This window comes from Novosphingobium aquimarinum (assembly GCF_009746585.1).
Classification (GTDB): Bacteria; Pseudomonadota; Alphaproteobacteria; order Sphingomonadales; family Sphingomonadaceae; genus Novosphingobium; species Novosphingobium aquimarinum.
On record NZ_WRPO01000021.1, the window covers coordinates 38,627 to 55,874 of the forward strand.

General features: G+C 64.6%; 20 protein-coding genes. 17 read left to right on the forward strand and 3 right to left on the reverse strand.

What is annotated here, in order from left to right; genetic code table 11:
- The first annotated feature begins 795 nt into the window (after positions 1–795).
- Positions 796–2,799: a ParB/RepB/Spo0J family partition protein gene (locus GQO94_RS16815; RefSeq protein ID WP_156842597.1), complete on the forward strand. Its 2,004-nt coding sequence runs from the start codon at positions 796–798 to the stop codon at positions 2,797–2,799.
- Positions 2,800–2,937: 138 nt separating this feature from the next.
- Here the strand turns inward: GQO94_RS16815 and GQO94_RS16820 are convergent, their stop codons facing one another.
- Together GQO94_RS16820 and GQO94_RS16825 are read right to left on the reverse strand one after the other, a co-directional pair.
- A complete protein-coding gene (locus tag GQO94_RS16820; RefSeq protein WP_156842598.1) occupies positions 2,938–3,267 on the reverse strand; it encodes a YnfA family protein in 330 nt (109 codons plus the stop codon).
- Positions 3,264–3,680: a MerR family transcriptional regulator gene (locus GQO94_RS16825; protein ID WP_156842599.1), complete on the reverse strand. Its 417-nt coding sequence runs from the start codon at positions 3,678–3,680 to the stop codon at positions 3,264–3,266. Before GQO94_RS16825 ends, GQO94_RS16820 begins: the two co-directional genes overlap by 4 nt.
- A 68-nt stretch (positions 3,681–3,748) precedes the next feature.
- Here GQO94_RS16825 and GQO94_RS16830 point away from each other — a divergent pair, with 68 nt between their 5' ends.
- From GQO94_RS16830 to GQO94_RS16850, 5 genes are all read left to right on the forward strand, one after another.
- Complete coding sequence (locus GQO94_RS16830) at positions 3,749–4,393, forward strand: cation transporter (protein WP_156842623.1); 645 nt, start codon at positions 3,749–3,751, stop codon at positions 4,391–4,393.
- Positions 4,394–4,768: 375 nt separating this feature from the next.
- Complete coding sequence (locus GQO94_RS16835; RefSeq protein WP_024020567.1) at positions 4,769–5,068, forward strand: DUF736 domain-containing protein; 300 nt, start codon at positions 4,769–4,771, stop codon at positions 5,066–5,068.
- A gap of 152 nt (positions 5,069–5,220) precedes the next feature.
- Complete coding sequence (locus GQO94_RS16840) at positions 5,221–5,664, forward strand: hypothetical protein (RefSeq protein WP_156842600.1); 444 nt, start codon at positions 5,221–5,223, stop codon at positions 5,662–5,664.
- 17 nt (positions 5,665–5,681) lie between these two features.
- On the forward strand, positions 5,682–5,948 hold the full coding sequence (locus tag GQO94_RS16845) for a DUF7662 domain-containing protein (RefSeq protein ID WP_156842601.1): 267 nt from the start codon (positions 5,682–5,684) through the stop codon (positions 5,946–5,948).
- A gap of 259 nt (positions 5,949–6,207) precedes the next feature.
- Positions 6,208–7,053 carry a DUF932 domain-containing protein gene (locus GQO94_RS16850; RefSeq protein WP_156842602.1) on the forward strand — a complete coding sequence of 282 codons (846 nt, stop codon included), beginning with the start codon at positions 6,208–6,210 and terminating at the stop codon, positions 7,051–7,053.
- A 185-nt stretch (positions 7,054–7,238) separates the two neighbouring features.
- On the opposite strand, the gene GQO94_RS16855 is transcribed toward GQO94_RS16850, so the two are convergent.
- A complete protein-coding gene (locus GQO94_RS16855; RefSeq protein ID WP_120323806.1) occupies positions 7,239–7,457 on the reverse strand; it encodes a helix-turn-helix domain-containing protein in 219 nt (72 codons plus the stop codon).
- A 272-nt stretch (positions 7,458–7,729) separates the two neighbouring features.
- On the opposite strand from GQO94_RS16855, the gene GQO94_RS16860 reads away from it, so the two are divergent.
- The 11 genes from GQO94_RS16860 (at position 7,730) to GQO94_RS16910 (ending at position 17,218) form a co-directional block, all read left to right on the forward strand.
- Positions 7,730–7,984: a DUF2285 domain-containing protein gene (locus tag GQO94_RS16860; RefSeq protein WP_156842603.1), complete on the forward strand. Its 255-nt coding sequence runs from the start codon at positions 7,730–7,732 to the stop codon at positions 7,982–7,984.
- Positions 7,985–8,141: 157 nt separating this feature from the next.
- Positions 8,142–8,921 (forward strand): DUF2285 domain-containing protein, encoded by a 780-nt coding sequence (locus GQO94_RS16865; RefSeq protein WP_156842604.1) that lies wholly within the window; start codon positions 8,142–8,144, stop codon positions 8,919–8,921.
- 118 nt (positions 8,922–9,039) lie between these two features.
- Positions 9,040–9,306: a helix-turn-helix transcriptional regulator gene (locus GQO94_RS16870; RefSeq protein ID WP_133496991.1), complete on the forward strand. Its 267-nt coding sequence runs from the start codon at positions 9,040–9,042 to the stop codon at positions 9,304–9,306.
- A gap of 7 nt (positions 9,307–9,313) precedes the next feature.
- Positions 9,314–10,207 (forward strand): replication initiator protein A, encoded by an 894-nt coding sequence (locus GQO94_RS16875; protein ID WP_156842605.1) that lies wholly within the window; start codon positions 9,314–9,316, stop codon positions 10,205–10,207.
- 244 nt (positions 10,208–10,451) lie between these two features.
- Positions 10,452–10,970 (forward strand): DUF2840 domain-containing protein, encoded by a 519-nt coding sequence (locus GQO94_RS16880; protein WP_156842606.1) that lies wholly within the window; start codon positions 10,452–10,454, stop codon positions 10,968–10,970.
- Positions 10,967–11,545 carry a S26 family signal peptidase gene (locus GQO94_RS16885; RefSeq protein WP_156842607.1) on the forward strand — a complete coding sequence of 193 codons (579 nt, stop codon included), beginning with the start codon at positions 10,967–10,969 and terminating at the stop codon, positions 11,543–11,545. Before GQO94_RS16880 ends, GQO94_RS16885 begins: the two co-directional genes overlap by 4 nt.
- Positions 11,526–11,858, forward strand: a complete 333-nt coding sequence (locus tag GQO94_RS16890; protein ID WP_156842608.1) for a DUF736 domain-containing protein — start codon at positions 11,526–11,528, stop codon at positions 11,856–11,858. Before GQO94_RS16885 ends, GQO94_RS16890 begins: the two co-directional genes overlap by 20 nt.
- 3 nt (positions 11,859–11,861) lie before the next feature.
- Positions 11,862–12,728: a lytic transglycosylase domain-containing protein gene (locus GQO94_RS16895; RefSeq protein ID WP_156842609.1), complete on the forward strand. Its 867-nt coding sequence runs from the start codon at positions 11,862–11,864 to the stop codon at positions 12,726–12,728.
- A gap of 304 nt (positions 12,729–13,032) precedes the next feature.
- Positions 13,033–14,763 (forward strand): relaxase/mobilization nuclease domain-containing protein, encoded by a 1,731-nt coding sequence (locus GQO94_RS16900; RefSeq protein ID WP_156842610.1) that lies wholly within the window; start codon positions 13,033–13,035, stop codon positions 14,761–14,763.
- Positions 14,764–14,783: 20 nt separating this feature from the next.
- Positions 14,784–16,808, forward strand: coding sequence for a conjugal transfer protein TraG (locus GQO94_RS16905; RefSeq protein WP_156842611.1), 2,025 nt, complete (start codon positions 14,784–14,786; stop codon positions 16,806–16,808).
- Complete coding sequence (locus GQO94_RS16910) at positions 16,805–17,218, forward strand: CopG family ribbon-helix-helix protein (RefSeq protein WP_156842612.1); 414 nt, start codon at positions 16,805–16,807, stop codon at positions 17,216–17,218. Before GQO94_RS16905 ends, GQO94_RS16910 begins: the two co-directional genes overlap by 4 nt.
- Positions 17,219–17,248: the final 30 nt, after the last annotated feature.

Here is a 17,248-nt window from a genome sequence, read left to right on the forward strand (position 1 = left end):
TCCCGATGTCGCCATGTGACCTTCCAAACCTCAACCAAAACCTTCGAAGGTTCGTATCCAATCACCATACTCCCGCATCCAATTAGTATCCAGATTCAATCGAGCCGACGGCGGTGGGCGGCGGAAGAAAAGTAGGAAGGCCTCGCTTAATTATCTGCTTTGCCTATGGAAATCGTATATGCGCGTAAAGCGCGGCGGTCGCTGGCGGCTTGCCCCATAATTTTGCCAAGGTTGGGGTCGAGGGTTCGAATCCCTTCGCCCGCTCCAGATTTCCTAAGAAAATCAGCATATTAGCGCCACGGCGCACCCTCTTTCGCTGGAGGCAAAGCCCGCTGCGAAGGCTGTTGTCTCCACATTGTCTCCAGAAAATCGGCAAAATCAGGTTGGTTCTGGCGTCGAATAGCGAAGATTGCGGCGGCGTCGCCCTTTGGGCCGGGCTTTCGGTTTGCACCGGAGCCAGGCGTTGCCTGTCTCCGCCATGCGGCTTCAATCCCTGACGCGAGCGACGTTTCACGTCATGTCGTAAATCCGCATCTGCGAATTCGCGTCGTTCTCTGGATGCGGAGATCGGGCCAGGGCTGCGCCGACCCGATCGCGTTGTTTGTATCTCTCCCCGTCGGTGGGGTGGGCGACGCTTCCCTTTAGGTTCGCCGCGCCGGGGCGCAACGCGCTTTGCGCTTACTTTCTCTTCGTTTCAGCCCTCCGGGTGCGCCCCGGCTCTCACAGCGAACCAGCAGGTCGCTCCTTCGCCGCCCACCCCATTCCGGGGTGAGTGTGTGTTGAAGGAGAAGTGTGATGAACGCTGTTACCGAAACCACTGCTGCCGAGCCTGTGTCGGGCGTCGAGATTTTCGTGCCATTGAACAAGCTCAAGAAGTCCCCGCGCAATGCGCGCAAGGTGCCGCATGGGACAAGTGCCATCGAGGCGCTGGCCGCATCCATCGCGCACAAGGGGCTGATCCAGAACCTTGTGGTGGAACCCGAAGTGACGGAAGACGGAACGCCTACCGGCCTTTATTTCGTCACCGCTGGCGAAGGCCGCAGACAGGCGATGCTGCTGTGCGCCAAGCGCAGGAAGATGAAGAAGTCCGATCCGGTGCGCTGCTGGCTCGATACCGAGAACGATCCATCCGAGATCAGTCTGGATGAGAATGTGACCCGGACACCCATGCACCCAGCCGATCAGTTCGAGCGGTTCCTCGAGCTTTCCGAAACCAAGGGCTGGGGTGCGCAGGAAATCGGCGCGCGGTTCGGTGTGTCCGCCCATGTGGTGAAGCAGCGGCTTCGCCTTGGTGCCGTGTCTCCCAAGCTGTTGCAGGTCTACCGCGAGGATGGGCTTACGCTGGACCAGTTGATGGCCTTTGCCATTACCGAGGACCACGAACGCCAGGAACAGGTATTCGAGAGCCTGCATCATAACCGCGAGCCGTGGATCATCCGGCGTGATCTGACCGCCGCCAATGTTCCCGGCCATGATCGCCGGGCGATCTTCGTGGGCGAAGCAGCCTATGAGGAAGCGGGCGGCACCATCATCCGCGACCTGTTTGCCGATGAGGGCGGCGGTTATTTCGAGGATGCGGGTTTGCTCGACATGCTTGCTATCGAGAAGCTGCGCGAGGTTGCTGCCGAAGTGCAGGCCGAGGGCTGGAAATGGGCCAAGGCGCATATCGACTATCCTCATGCCCACGGCATGCGGCGCTTCTATCCTGAACCCGTTGCCCTGTCCGGTGAAGACGAGAAGCGGTTGGAAGCGGCATCGGCCCGGTATGACCAGCTTGTCGAGGGCTACGATAGCTACGACGAAATGCCGGAAGAGGTGGCGGCGAAGGTCGAGGCGCTGGACGCGGAGATCGACGCGATTTCCGACAAGCGCCATGCCTATGACGCCAATGTGATCGCGCATGGCGGCGTGTTCGCGGTGCTCAACCATGACGGCACGGTCACGATCGAGCGTGGCTTCGTTCGCGCCGAGGATGAAGCGCTGGCCGATCCGCAGCCCGAAGGTGAAAGCGAAGATGCCGCACCTGATACTATCGAGGATGAGCAGACCGAGGACGGTGGTGAGGCCGAGCAGGAAATCGAGGACGAGGAAGTCGGCAAGCCGATTTCCGATACCTTGACCCGCGACCTGTCCGCGCACCGGACGCTGGCGCTTCGCGTCGCGCTGGGCGAGCGGCCCGACATGGCGGTGATCGCGCTCACCCACACGCTGACCTCGCAACTGTTCTACAGCTATGCCGAGGCGGGTTGCCTTGAGGTTCGTCCGACCGTGACCCCGCTGGGCAGTCATGCGGACGGGATCGAGGATACGCCGTTGGCCGCCAAGGCAAACGCGGCGCACGAGGCATGGGCGGAACGGATGCCTCGTGATGTCGCGGACCTGTGGGCGTTTATCGTCGCGCTGGACGACGAGGACCGGATGGTATTGCTGGCGCATTGTGTATCCTGCACCGTCAATGCGTTGCGTCTGCCGTGGGATCGCAAGCCCCGCTCGCTGCAAACCGCCGACAGGCTGGCAAGCGCACTGTCGCTCGACATGGCGAAGGACTGGACGCCCACCGTGGACAGCTATCTTGGCCGCGTCATCAAGGCGCACATCGTCGAAGCCGTTACCGAAGGTGTATCGGAGGATGCCGCGTGCCGGATCGCGGACATGAAGAGGCAGGACATGGCGCAGTCCGCCGAGCAGCTTCTGGCCGGGACCGGATGGTTGCCTGCGATCCTGCGGACGCCGGAAGCGGATACTTCCGAAGTGCAAGCAGAGGACGGCGAGGACTTCTACGCGGTTGCCGCCGAATAGCGGCATGAGCCGGGGCCGCGCGAGCGGTCCCGGCTTTCATTCGTCACCTGCTGAAAAATTGCGGCCGCGCCCGATGGGGCGCGCCCGTATTGTTATGCGTCGGATCGACGCCGCTGGGAATTAACCCGGTACACCAGTTCAAATAGAACGGGGACCAAGTAGGATAATGGCCGCCCCGACAAGACAGATGGAGGCACCGGCAATATCCCATCGATCGGGGCGCAGCCCTTCAATCGCCCACAGCCAGCCCAGTGAGGCAGCAATATAGACGCCGCCATAGGCAGCATAGGTACGTCCCGCTGCATCGCTGTCGACCAGGGTTAGCAACCACGCGAACAAGGCGAGCGAAATCATGCCTGGGACAAGCCAAAAAGGTGACTTGCCGAGCCGCAGCCATGCCCAGAAGGAGAAGCAACCTGCGATCTCGGCCAAGGCTGCCCCGAGATAGGCGAACGGTGTGAGGTTCACTGGGTCTCTCCTGAAGTAGCAGGCGGAGCCAGTGCCTCGATTATCCGACAATCCCCGACCGTGCCGCCCTCACAGGAGTCGAGTAATGCGGACAGCTCGCTCCGAAGCGCAGTCAGATCGACGATCTTGCGCTCGACCTCAGCAAGGTGATCGCGGGCCAGCGCATCGACCGTGGCGCAGTCGCGTGTGCGATCATCCGACAGTGACAGCAGCGCCTGCACCTGGCCGAGCGGGAAGCCGAGATCGCGTGCCCGGCGAATGAATGAGAGCCGGCCCAGTTCCGCCTTCCCATAGGAGCGGTAATTGCCCGAAGTTCGTTCAGGCTTCGCCAGCAATCCGATCCGCTCGTAATAGCGGATCGTTTCGACCTTGGTCCCCGTCGCCTTGCCCAGTTCGCCGATCGTGAATGCCATGCCCTTGACCCTGTAGTTGCTACAGGGTGCATATATGCGGTCGCATCGGAAGAATCGAGGTGACGGATATGGCAGGCGGATGCTGCGGCGGTTGCGAAACGACCGTACCGACCAAGGACAAGGCATGGCGGCGGGTGCTGTGGATCGTGCTGGCCATCAATGCCGTTATGTTCGGCGTCGAGATGATGGCGGGCGTCGCAGCGCATTCGGCATCGCTCAAGGCCGACGCGCTCGACTTTCTCGGTGATGCGGCCAACTATGCGATCAGTCTGGGCGTTGCCGGCATGGCACTGCAATGGCGCGCTCGGGCCGCATGGCTCAAGGGCGCCTCGCTGCTCCTGCTCGGCCTGTGGATTCTCGGCAGCACCGTATGGATGGCGCTTGCCGGCACGCTTCCAAAGGCGGAGACGATGGGCATTATCGGCGTGCTGGCGTTCATCGCCAATCTTGCTTGCGCGATCATGCTGTGGCGGCACCGCGACGGCGACGCCAACCGCAGGTCGGTATGGATCTGCTCGCGCAATGACGCGATCGGCAATGTGGCCGTGGTCGCCGCCGCGCTCGGCGTGTTCGGCACGGGTACCGCTTGGCCTGACATCGCCGTTGCCATGATCCTCGCCAGTCTTGGTGTCAGTGGCGGATGGCAGATCGTCCGGCAGGCGCGGTCTGAGCTGCGAGAACTTCCGGGAAGAAGGGAACGCGCTGCCACCTGAGGTGCGCAATTTGCCCTTGTGCGGTGTGGAGAGTGTTCCGTTCGACAGGCGCCGAAACACCTGCGCCTGTAGCGTAGCGATTCCGACCGCGTGTCTGTCATCTCTGTTCCCTGCCGTCAGGACCAAACTCACACCGCCTCTCTCATGGCTGGTCTGACCGGAGACGGCTTCGCCCGATCGGCTATGCCGCAATGGCGGGTGCGCCGCTTTTTTCCGCCGCCTGTCAGCTTTGCATCGCGAAACAAAAAAGCGGCGTCCCGCCATCCTCCGCTTCGCTGCGGTCCCTTTGGGATGCGCCGCCGATCGCCCCGGTTCTTTCAACCGCCATCGAGGCCGCGATGAGCGCGGTCCGAGCAACACGAAAGGAACTGTGACATGGCTACCATCGGCACCTTTACCGTCAACGACAACGGCGAACTGGGCGGCACCATCAGGACGCTCACCCTCAACACCCAGGCACTTCTCCGCCACGTCGACAAGGACGGCGAGAAGTCTCCCGACTTCCGCGTCAGCACCGGCGATCTCGACATCGGCGCTGCCTGGAAGAAGACCAGTCGCGAAGGCCGCGACTATATCTCGGTCAAGCTGGACGATCCGAGCTTTCCGGCACCGGTCTATGCCACGCTATCGGAGACCGACACCGCGGGCGAATACGCCCTCATCTGGTCGCGCTGACGGCCACCAGCGCCCCGCCCGTTCGGGCGGGGCGCATCGGTCATCGGATGGATCGATCGGCTTTCGTCTTGCGGTTACCGTCATCGCCAGCTAATACTTGCGAGTGAATCGCAATAAGCGACATGAGGGGATAGCGCAGAAAGGACAGATCGATGACCCGCCACTTCCCGCCGCCAAGGCTCGAGGATGCCGCGCATGGTTCATTGCTGGTTGAGGCGGCACGGTGCTGGCGCAATGCGCGTGACACAGGTCAGTCTGCTCAGCCCTGTCTCTACAAGATCCTGGCGTCCCATAATTGCGAGATGCTTGTCCCCGTGTTCGATAGTCTGATGCACCTGTGCGAAGATGCACTCGGGCGTCCGGTCTCTGTCGGTGAAGCCGCGGCACTGTCGGGCGACGAGCATCTGCTGCTTGGCCTGATCGACGGATCGAAGACGCGCCGCGTCTGCATCGACTGCACCGAAGGCGCGGCCTCGGCCCTCGATTGTGCCATCTGCTCGACACGCATCATGATGGACCTCGCTTTTGCCCATGCCGCTGGCGATGTTTCTGGCCGCTTTATGCCCACGCAATCCGTCCCACCCGTTATGCACTGAGGGGCGGATACGGCAGGATGGGCAAATATGATGCACTGGGCACTTTCCTGAGACGCTGGCGGCGGCGCAACGATGCCGAAGGCGTCGAACTGCGCTTCGCGCATATCGAGGACATTATCGGCGGCCTGCTGCCGCGCGGCGCGGCCGAGCCTGAATGGTGGTGCGCGAACGGGCGCGCCGACACCCATGCGCCGCATCGCCGCGCCTGGCTCGATTCCGGGTTCGAGGCGATTGCCGAACCCAAGGCCGAGACGGTCTATTTCAAGAAACGGCCCACGCTCTGACCAGCGTGGGATGATCTCTGTCGGCGCGGCTGACGCTGCGCCGTGATGGCTAAGGGCGTTGCCCTCGCGCCGGTCAAGGGAAGCTGCGCCGTCCTGGCCGGTGTCCCCCGCCTTCCTCCATTTCATTACGTGCAGGCCAGGCGATCCCCCTCCGGCCCGGTCGCCCTTGCCCGTTGCTACCCCTGTCTCGCCGACGGGCAGGGTTTCAGCGCGGCGCTTCCCGCTGCGCGGAAACCCAGACCCAAGGAAGGGAAAGACCATGAACATTCATCACCTTGCTACCCGGTTCGGTCGCAACAGCCATCAGATCGGCGGTTATGAGGCGCTCGACAACGAGGCGCTCTACAGCCACGTCCCGTCCATCTTCGCCCGCGAGGCGCACGACAGCCGTTCCGAGCGGTATGTCTATGTTCCCACCATCGACATTGTGGAGGGGCTGCGCCGGGAAGGATGGTTCCCGTTCTTCGCCGTGCAGTCGGTGCCGCGCGATGGTTCGCGCCACGGCCATGCCAAGCATATGCTGCGTCTGCGCCGGGATGAAGGTATCGGCAAGCCCGAGGCCGCCGAAGTCATCATCGTGAACAGCCATGACGGGACGAGCGCCTATCAGATGTTTGCCGGAATGCTCCGGTTCGTCTGCACCAATTCCATGATTGCGGGCGAGCGCTTCGAGGAAGTGCGCGTGCCGCACAAGGGCAACATCCAGCATGATATCATCGAGGGCGTTTACACCGTGGCCGAGGACTTCCCCCGGTTGATCGATGCCAGCGAAAGCATGAAGGAAATCCAGCTTGGTGAAGATGAGCAGCGCGTACTGGCCGAGGCCAGCCTTGTCGCCCGCTATGGCGAGGACGAAAGCCCGCTGCGGCCCGAACAGATCATCGAGCCGCGCCGCCGCGAGGATATGGACCGGAGCCTTTGGACCACGTTCAACGTCATTCAGGAGAATGTCATTCGGGGCGGCTTGCAGGGCCGCAAGCGCAATGCCCAAGGGCGCATTCGTCGCAGCCGCTCGCGGCCGATCAACGGCATCGACCAGAATGTGACGCTCAACCGGGCGCTCTGGACGCTGGCCGAGGGGATGCAGCGCCTCAAATCCGCCTGATCGCGACGCCGTAGGGTCGGTTCCGGCCCTACGGCTTCCGCCGACTGCGCAGGCTACCGACCCGGCCGGCTCCCGGCGCGCAGCCCAAGGCCCGCGCGCCGGGCGAAGCGGACGGGCTCGCCGGACGTTCGCCCGGCTCGCGTCTTAATGTTCTGATTGGCTCACAAGTGTATGACGAACGGTGGTCAGGCCTGATCGTCGGGCTGCACCAACTCGACATGGCTCACGCCAAGAGCCTGAGCCAATTCATACAGCGTGATGACCGTTGGATTCCTTTTGCCGCGTTCGAGGCTGCTCAGATATTGCTGACTGAAGCCGGACCGCGCTTCCACCTCTTCCTGGGTCAGCCCCTTGTCTCGGCGCAAACGCGCGAAATTCCGGCCAACCAATTTGCGCATATCCATGCGCTGCAGGATCGGGATTTACATACTTTGAGTTTATCAACTATAGTATGTAAACAACCTTTGCTGTGTCGGCGTCCATCAGGTTCGCCCACCACGACCATGTGCATGTATCACCGGCGAGATGCCTCAGCCTATGGATAGAAGCGCGACCGAGTTATCCGCAAATCATCATGTTGCGATAGCGAATGCGGTAGGATTGCTTCGGTCCATTCCGGTGTATGTTTGGTGAATCTGCACAAGCCTGGATCGGGGTCGAGGCAAAGAGGTAAGCGATGGGAATACTCGACTTCGACGATCACGCCCCGGACGCGTCCTACGTCACGCCTTACGACGAACGCCACCATCAAACCTATTGGCGGTTGCTCGATGCGGCCGAGGAAAAGGCCGACTGGCAGGAGGCGGTTCGCATCATCTTCGGCCTAGACCCGGCGGCCGACCCGGACCGCGCGAAGACCGTCTATGATAGCCATTTCGCTCGTGCTCGCTGGATGTGTGAGAGTGGTTATCGCCACTATTTGCGGCCCTGATCCAATCCATCAAATACACGCACCGCGCCGGAATTCTCCTCTGCCGCTGTCTTAATTCCGCTATGTACCTGAGTGCGCAGCGGAACTTCCCTGCGAACGCCAGCCCAAACAACATCCCTCGTCGCGCTCCGCAGAGGGCCATGCTTGGGAGGGGCCTATGCCGCCTGAGAGGGACTGGCGCGCGCCCCCGGACGAAGCCGGGAGCGATGCGCTTGCATATTCCGATATCGCCCTCGGCTATCTCAGCCGCAACCCGACTTACCGCGCCGACTACACCCACGCGCTACGGCGTGTGAAGCGCGGGACGATCACCGCTGACGACGCCACTACCAGACTGGTGCGGCGCTGGGGCATCAGCTTTCACGCAGAACCGGCGACAGCCTTCGATCCGAAGTTGGCAGTTGCTCGGCCGGACCTGTCGCCGGCCAGCATCGTCCTGGCTCCAGCGCCGCCCGACATCGGCGCGATGCCCGGCATCGACGAAAAGCGACTCGGCACAATCCGCGCACGAATGCGAATCGGCAAATATATGCACGTCATTCTCGCTGATTCCGATGGCGACGAGCACATCTGGATCGCGGGCGCGCTGGACGGCCCGTTGGCAATGATGCTGCCGATCGAGGCCGATCCGTTTGCTCGTCTTGCCGCAGCCGAGCGGTTTTGCCGCCGCCTCAACGGCATGGCGGCGGGACCGCCGACATTGCGGCCGCCACCCTTTCGGCGCCTGCACCTGCTCACGCTGCTGCAGGTGCTCGACGGCCTGCAGGCGGGCGCCACGCAGCGGGAGCTGGCCGCATCGCTCATTCACCAGAAGGTTCGCCGTTACAGCGCCGCAGACTGGGTTGAAAGCAGGGAACGCAAGCGCGTCCGCCGCTGGATCGCCGAAGCCGTCGAGCTGCGCGACGGCGGCTATGTCCGTCTGCTGCGTGGCGGCTGAGGGGACGTTTTCACGCCCACCGGCAATGTCCCTTCTTTAGACAGCGGTCGTTTCGCCATCATCGCCTCCTGACCGCCGGCCTTCCTTGCGGGTGCCGGCCATCACCAGGAAGATCATCATGACCGAACCTGTGGCCGTGACCACGCCGCGCTACCTCAAGACGCCCGACGCGGCGATCCACCTTGGCCTGTCGGCCCGGACGCTGGAAAAGCACCGCTGCTTCGGCACCGGGCCTGTGTTTCGCAAGCTCGGCGGCCGCATCGTCTATGCGATCGACGACCTAGAAGCCTGGGCGGCGCTGGGCACCCGTCGCTCGACCTCCGACACTGGCACCGGCGTGGTCCATCCCGCCAAGCGCCAGCCCACCGATTGCGTCCGGCGCTGACAGGTCCATGCAGGCTGCACGTTCCCATTCCGGGCGAACCAGCGCTGAGCGGACGCAGCTTGAGCTGTTCCGCTCCGTCCCCGGCGACCTTGCCGCGCGCGACGCTCAGGACCTGATGTCGTGGCCTTTCTTCAGCCTGGCCAAGACCAGACGGCAGGCGCCGATCGACTTTCGGATGGGCGCCACATGGATCTCGGTCGAGGCCGTCCCCGAGCATGGCATGGCGACGATCTGGGATGCCGACGTGCTCATCTGGGCTGCCAGTCAGCTCGTTTCCGCGCGGGATGCAGGACGGCCGACCTCGCGCCTTATGGTGACGACGCCACACGAGATACTGGCATTCACCCGGCGCGGCACCGGTAAGGCGAGCTATGAGCGGCTGAAAGCCGCGCTCGACCGTCTCCAATCCACCACCGTCGCCACCTCGATCCGCCAGGAGCACCAACGCCGGCGCCACCGTTTCTCATGGATCAACGAGTGGCGCGAACTGGCGGACGGCAACGGCCGTGCGCTGGGCATCGAACTGATCCTGCCCGACTGGTTCTATGCCGGCGTGCTCGATCGCGCGCTCGTTCTGACGATCGATCGCTCCTATTTCGACCTGACGGGTGGTCTCGAACGCTGGCTCTACCGCATCGTGCGCAAGCACGGCGGACGGCAGGCCGGTGGCTGGAGCTTCGACGTCCCGCACCTTCATCTCAAGTCGGGCGTGCTCTCGCCGCTGCGCCGCTTCGCGTTCGAGCTTCGCGCCATCGTCGCCCGCCAGCCACTGCCCGGTTACGTCCTCGCGCTTGAACATGCGCTCGGCCGCGACCGGCTGAATTTCACGCCGATTCCGGTCGATCCGTTCGATGCCGCCATGCGCCGCGTCGGTCTCAAGCCTGTGGAGAACCGGCCATGAGACACGGACTATCAGGAACGCCCGGAGTCGGACGATCAGGAACGGGAAACACGGACTATCGGGAACACTTCTCTCCCGAAAACCCGCAGAAAACCGCGCGGAATCGGCCCCTCTCTAACTGTCCTAATAGAAAAGAATCCTTCGGATTCTTGCTAACGGCGCGCGCGGCTGTGGAAGACACGGCGTCGTTCGGCCAGCGGCCCGCCTGCCGCCATCGCGCAGCGCTCATCCCAGGAGACAAAAGATGACCGACGACCGGCCCCTGGCTGGCCGCCCGGGCGCGTTCCGCGCGCTCGCCCGCGACGGCCTCACTCATGTCGAACTGACCTGGATCGAGAAGAAGCTGGAGCACTGGATACGCTTCGGTCGCATCGCGGAGGATCGTATCCTGACGCGCCGGACGCGCGTGGTCGGCTTCCGGCCAGGTGCGGTTTTCGCCTTCGTTCGCTGGGCGTCCAACGACTTCGGCACCATCGTCTCGCGTATCGACGTGGTGCGCGCGGTGGCGGCGAACAAGCCCTACACGACGCTGCCCTTCGTGCGGCCGGGCGGCGATATCCTGCTCAAGATCGAAGGCTGGCCGAAAGTTCAACAGGTACTCGTCGCGATCGACGCTGTGGAGGCCGCTGGCGTCGATCCGTGCGACGCCGCGCCCGATCACTGGCGGCATGTGCACCAGCGTATCACTGCCGGACATCAGCCGCGACTCTACACGGTCGAGCGCCATACCGCCTGGCTCAAGCGCCGGGAGATCGAAGGATGACGCGCCGCCGCTATGTTGTGGCGACGGCCATCGCCGCGTCGGCTTTCGCAGCCTCGTTCGTTGCTGTCGCCGTCGTCCATCCGAGGCCGCGCCTCGTCTGGAACGCCAGCGCCAGCGCACCGATCGGTCTCTATCGCATCCAGCCCGACCGCGATCCGCCCATTGGCGCGCTGATCGCTGCGATGCCGCCCGACGGACTCGCGCGCTGGCTTGCCGGACGCCGCTATCTGCCGGCCGGACTGCCGCTTCTCAAACACATCGCGGCCAAGGCCGGACAACGCATCTGCCGGCATGGCGCTGTCGTGAGCATAGACGCGCGTCCCGTCGTCATCGCCCGCGCACGCGATGGCCGAGGCCGCCCACTCCCGGTCTGGCACGGCTGTCACACGCTGCAAGCCGGCGAGTTGCTGCTGCTCAATCCGAAGGTCCCGGACAGTCTGGACGGCCGCTACTTCGGCCCCCTGCCGGCGTCAGCCGTCATCGGACGCGCCCTGCCGCTGCACCTCAGCACCCCTCTGCCACGCCTTCACCCGTCAAGCCCGAAGGAGACTGACCATGCCCGTGAACATCTTTGAGCCGACCGACAACGGCTATGCTGGCCGCATCCGGCTGTTCGCGATCGACGAAGCGATCATGCTCGTTCCGGCCGAACCGAGCGACGCCGAGGACGCGGCCGATTACCGCATCCATCTCAACGACGCAGACGGTCCGATCGTCGGTTTCGCCCGCAAGCGCACCAGCGAACGGGCCGGCGACTACATCGCGCTGGAGATCGAAAGCCCGCTCTTTGCGCGTTGGCTCAAGCCCAAGCTGTTCCGCGCGGACGCCGAGGCGCGGACATTCCGGCTGTCGTGGCGCCACCCGCGATCCAGCCAGGATCGGAGCTGATCGGTGCCTGACCCGATCATCCCTTTGTTCGCGGAAAAGCCCTCTCATCCCTCCGTGCCGCTCGGCCCCGGACCGGCCGGTGCGCGCAACGAAGGTCAAGGGCGGCCATCGGCCGGCGCTCTGCGCGCACCCTTTACCGGAGCGAGCACATTGGCAGGCTGGCGGCGAAGCGAAGTCGGATCGGTCGTCGCTCTGGTGATCCTGCTACTGGCCTCGCCGGGCACGGCGCTGGCGCAGAATGCGCTGGCTGGAGAGACAACCGCGAGCACCCCCTATGCCGCACCCATCGCCGAGGCGGCGCAGCGCTTCGACATCCCCGAGCGCTGGATATGGGCCGTGATGCGCGCGGAGAGCAATGGCGACCTCCGCGCCGTCTCCACGGTCGGGGCGATGGGGCTGATGCAGATCATGCCCGCCACCTGGGTCAGCCTGCGCGCACGTTATCGGCTCGGTTCCGACCCGTTCGACGTGCGCGACAACATCCTGGCGGGCGCGGCTTACCTGCGCGAGATGTACGACCGCTATGGCGATGTGACCGCCATGCTGGCCGCCTACAATGCTGGCCCTGGCCGCACCGACGAATATCTTTCGCGCGGTCGTCCGCTGCCTGTAGCCACGCGCGCTTACATCGCGAAGTTGGCGTCGATCACGGGTGGTTCGGACGTCACCCGGCTCGCGGTCGCGCAACCGCCCGATCCCTTTGCCTGGCGCCGCGCGACTCTGTTTCCGGCGCGCGCGGGTGGGTCTTCTACTGCCGCTACCGCACCTTCGGAAGGTGCGCCGGCCGTTCCATCACTCGTCGCCGCAGAGCCTGTCGCGCTTCGCCAAACCAGCTTGTTCGTCCTCCTTTCCGACGAGATCGCACGATGATCGCGCGTGATCTTCAGCGTTTCGTCCGTCGATTTGCCGTCAGTGACGGTATTCACGCGCCCTGGCTTTGCCCGTCGCAGCGTCTCGCAGCGCCGGAAGGGAGAAGGCGTCAGCTTTGGCAGAGGAAAGGTCGAGGGCAAGATAAAGGGCGGCAATGTGCGAAGCCCCTGCGCCCCGGTCGTAGCCTTGATTTTCAAGGCTTTTGGGCATTGCTGCGCAATGTGTGCGGAAATCCCGCACTGTGCGGCACTATCCGAAACTCAGTTCCCGCCTCGGTTTTTCGCACTGTGCGGAGCGCCGCCGCATGAGTGGCGACGAGAATTTCCGCATTCGGCCTGGCCGCATCCGCTCGCGCGGCAGCCAACGTGCGCGGCCGATCATCGCCCAGGCGCTTGCCGCCGCGCAGCGCGCCGGGGGCCATATTTCGCGACGCGGCCGGATCATTGCGCCGGGCCGTGCGACCTTCGGGCGTGGCCGCGTCGCCAGCCTGCGCGCTACGCACCGGCTCGGCCACCGATCGCGCCAGGTCGTCGTCAAGGCGCGGGTGGTCCGCCACGGCGGCCGCGCCTCGCTCGCGGCGCACCTCAACTATCTACAACGCGATGGCGTCACTCGCGACGGCGAGAAGGGCGTGTTGTTCGGCGCCGACGCCGAGGGTCTCGATCGCAACGCATTCGCCGCGCGCTGCGAGAACGACCGGCACCACTTCCGCTTCATCGTCTCGCCCGAGGATGCGCCCGACATGGGCGACCTCAAGGGCTTCACCCGCGAGCTGATGACGCGAATGGAAAAGGATCTCGGCACCCGTCTCGACTGGCGAGCCGTCGAGCACTGGAACACCGATAACCCCCATGTCCATGTCATCGTGCGCGGCGTGGCCGAAGACGGCCAGAACCTCGTTATCTCGCGCGACTATATCGGCGAGGGAATGCGCGCCACCGCGCGCGAGATCGTCACCCGCGAGCTGGGGTTGCGCCGCGACCTCGACATCCGCACCTCGCTGGAGCGACAGGTCGACGCCGAACGCTGGACCGAGATCGACCGCGACCTCTCGCGCACGCTTGGCCGCGAGGGCGTCATCGACATGGCGCCCGAACCGGGCGTGCGGCCGGACGGGGATCACACGCTGCGGATCGGACGACTGCGCAAGCTGGAGGGGCTCGGCCTCGCCAGCGAGATCGCGCCGGGCCAGTGGACGCTTGCGGACAATGCGCAGGCCGCGCTGCGCGAGCTGGGTGAGCGCGGCGACATCATCAAGCGGATGCACAAGGCGATGAGCGATCGCGGCGTTGACCGGGGCGCCGCCAGCTATGTGCTCCAACCCGATCCCGCCCAGCCCGTCATCGGCAAGCTGGTCGACCGCGGACTCCATGACGAGCTGACCGGCCGCGCCTACGCGATCGTCGACGGGATCGACGGACGCACCCACCATGTCCAGTTTCCCGACATCGAGGCGACCGGCGATTGCAGGCCCGGCGCGATCGTCGAGCTGCGCCGCTTCGAGGACCGCAAGGGCCGCCAGCGGGTGGCGCTTGCCGTGCGATCAGACCTGGATTTGCCGGGACAGGTCCATGCGCCGGGAGCCACCTGGCTCGACCGCCGTAACCTGTCGAGCGAAGGCCGCGATCTCGGCGGCGGCTTCGGGACCGAAGTGCGCGCGGCGATGGAAGCACGCGCCGAACATCTCGCCGATATCGGCCTCGCGCGGCGACAGGGGCAACGCATCATTTTCGCACGCGGCCTGCTCGACAGGCTGAAGCGTCGCGAACTGGACGCGGCGGCCAAGGACCTGTCGGCCGATATCGGTCTGCCGCACACGCCCTCAAAGGCCGGCGAATATGTCGCCGGCACGGTGCGGCAGCGCCTCACGCTCGCCTCGGGCCGCTTCGCCATGATCGACGACGGCCTGAGTTTCCAGCTCGTCCCCTGGACCCCGTCGCTCGACCGCCAGATCGGCAAGCACATCTCCGGCGTCATGCGTGGCGACGGCGGCGTGGACTGGTCGCTCGGTCGCGGCCGGGGGCTCGGGCTGTAACCCTCCCAGGGAGATTGAATATGCCCGCCAGCAAGATTCTTTGGGGCCAGGTCGTCACCGTCCTCGCGATCATCGTTGCGACGCTCTGGATCGCCACCCAATGGACGGCCGCGGCGCTCGACTATCAGCCGCAACTCGGCCCGCCCTGGTTCGTCGTCTTCGGGTGGCCAGTTTATCCACCCTACGCCTTTTTCGTCTGGATGTTCTTCTACGACGCCTATGCGCCCAGGATATTCGAGACCGGCGCGCTGATCGCCGCTTCGGGAGGCTTCCTCGCCTTCATCGTCGCCATCGCCATGTCGGTGCGCCGCGCCCGCGAACTGAACAACGCTGAGACCTATGGCTCGGCCCGCTGGGCGGAGCGCCAGGAAGTGGAGGCCGCCGGCCTGCTCGGGCCAAACGGCGTCACGCTGGGCCGGCTGGGACGCGACTATCTGCGCCACGACGGCCCCGAGCATGTGCTGTGCTTCGCGCCGACCCGAAGCGGCAAGGGCGTGGGTCTGGTGGTGCCGACGCTGCTGACCTGGCCGGAGAGCTGTATCGTCCACGACATCAAGGGCGAGAACTGGCAACTCACCGCGGGCTTTCGCGCACGCCACGGCCGCGTATTGCAGTTCGATCCGACCGACGCGCGCTCGGCCGCCTACAACCCGCTGCTCGAAATCCGCAAGGGCGCCCTGGAGGTGCGCGACGTGCAGAACGTCGCCGACGTGCTGGTCGATCCCGAAGGCAGCCTGGAGAAGCGCAACCACTGGGAAAAGACCTCCCATGCGCTGCTGGTCGGCGCGATCCTGCATGTCCTCTATGCCGGTGAGAACAAGACCCTGGCCGGCGTCGCCGCCTTCCTGTCGGACCCACGCCAGCCGATCGAATCCACCCTGCGCGCGATGATGACCACGCCGCATCTTGGGCGAGTCGGCGTCCATCCCGTCGTGGCCTCGGCCGCGCGGGAGCTGCTCAACAAATCGGCCAACGAACGATCCGGCGTCCTCTCGACCGCGATGTCGTTCCTCGGCCTCTATCGCGATCCGGTCGTCGCCGAGGTGACGAGCCGCTGCGATTGGCGCATCGCCGATCTGGTTGAGGGAGCGTTGCCCACCACGCTCTACCTAGTCGTCCCGCCCTCCGACATCTCGCGCACCCGGCCGCTGATCCGGCTCATGCTCAATCAGATCGGGCGGCGCCTGACCGAGGATCTGAAGCCCGCGGCCGAGCGTCACGAACTGCTCATTATGTTCGACGAGCTACCGTCCGAGGGGCGCTTGGATTTCTTTGAAAGCCAGCTCGCCTTCATGGCCGGCTACAAGATCAAATGCTTCCTGATCGCGCAGTCGCTCAATCAGATCGAGAAGGCTTACGGCCCCAACAACGCGATTCTCGACAACTGCCATGTCCGGGTCTCGTTCGCCTCCAATGACGAGCGCACCGCCAAGCGCATCTCCGACGCGCTCGGCACCGCCACTGAAATGCGCGCGATGAAGAACTATGCCGGCCATCGGCTCTCGCCATGGCTAGGCCATTTGATGGTGTCGCGCTCCGAGACTGCCCGCCAGCTCCTCACGCCCGGCGAGGTGATGCAGCTCCCGCCCGACGATGAGATCGTGATGGTGGCGGGTGTGCATCCGATCCGCGCCAGGAAGGTTCGCTACTTCAAGGACCGGCGGTTTACCGAGCGGCTGCTGCCGCCGCCGGACCCCAAGGCCGGCGTCGGAAAGCCGCGCCCCGATGATTGGAGCGGCATGCCGCCAATCGCGGCGCCGCCGATGCCCGAGCCGACCGAGGAGAAGGCGCCGAAAAAGCCGAAGAAGAAAAAGGCGACCAGGAAAGCAGGAGCGGAGGGTGATGCGGAGAATGCGGACCTGCGCCGCGAGCCTGATATGGAGCGGCATATCGACATCGCGCCGCCACCGGGCCCGACGCCCGCCAACGAGTTCGAGCTGGACGAGCAGGACACCGACGCGGTGCGGCAGGCAACAGTGCGGCGACAGATGCGGGGCATGGCACGGCAGGCGTCGCTCGATCCTGATGACGGCATCGAGCTATGACCACCAAGACGCCGTTCTCGGTCTATCTCGACCCGGAGCTGATGCAGGCTCTTGCCGCCTATGCCGACCGGCGCGGCAAGTCGCGCTCGCTGGTCGCCGAGGCGGCCATTGCATCCTTCCTGTCGCCTGACGCCGACGAGCAGCGCGAGGCGGCCATTGCCAAGCGTCTTGATCGACTCGATCGACGCCAGACACGGCTTGAGCGCGATGTCGGGATCGGCCTCGAGATGATCGCGCTGTTCGTCCGCTTCTGGCTGTCGAACACACCGCAGCCGCCCGAAACCGAGCGCGCCGCGATGCGCCGCTTGGGGAACGATCGCTACGACGCCTTTATAGAAGCGTTAGGCCGGCGAATCGCGAAAGGTCCGAAGGTCCGGCAGGAGATCGGCGAGGATGTAGAAGCTGCGTAATAGAAGTCCGCTCGTAGGACGATCCGGAAC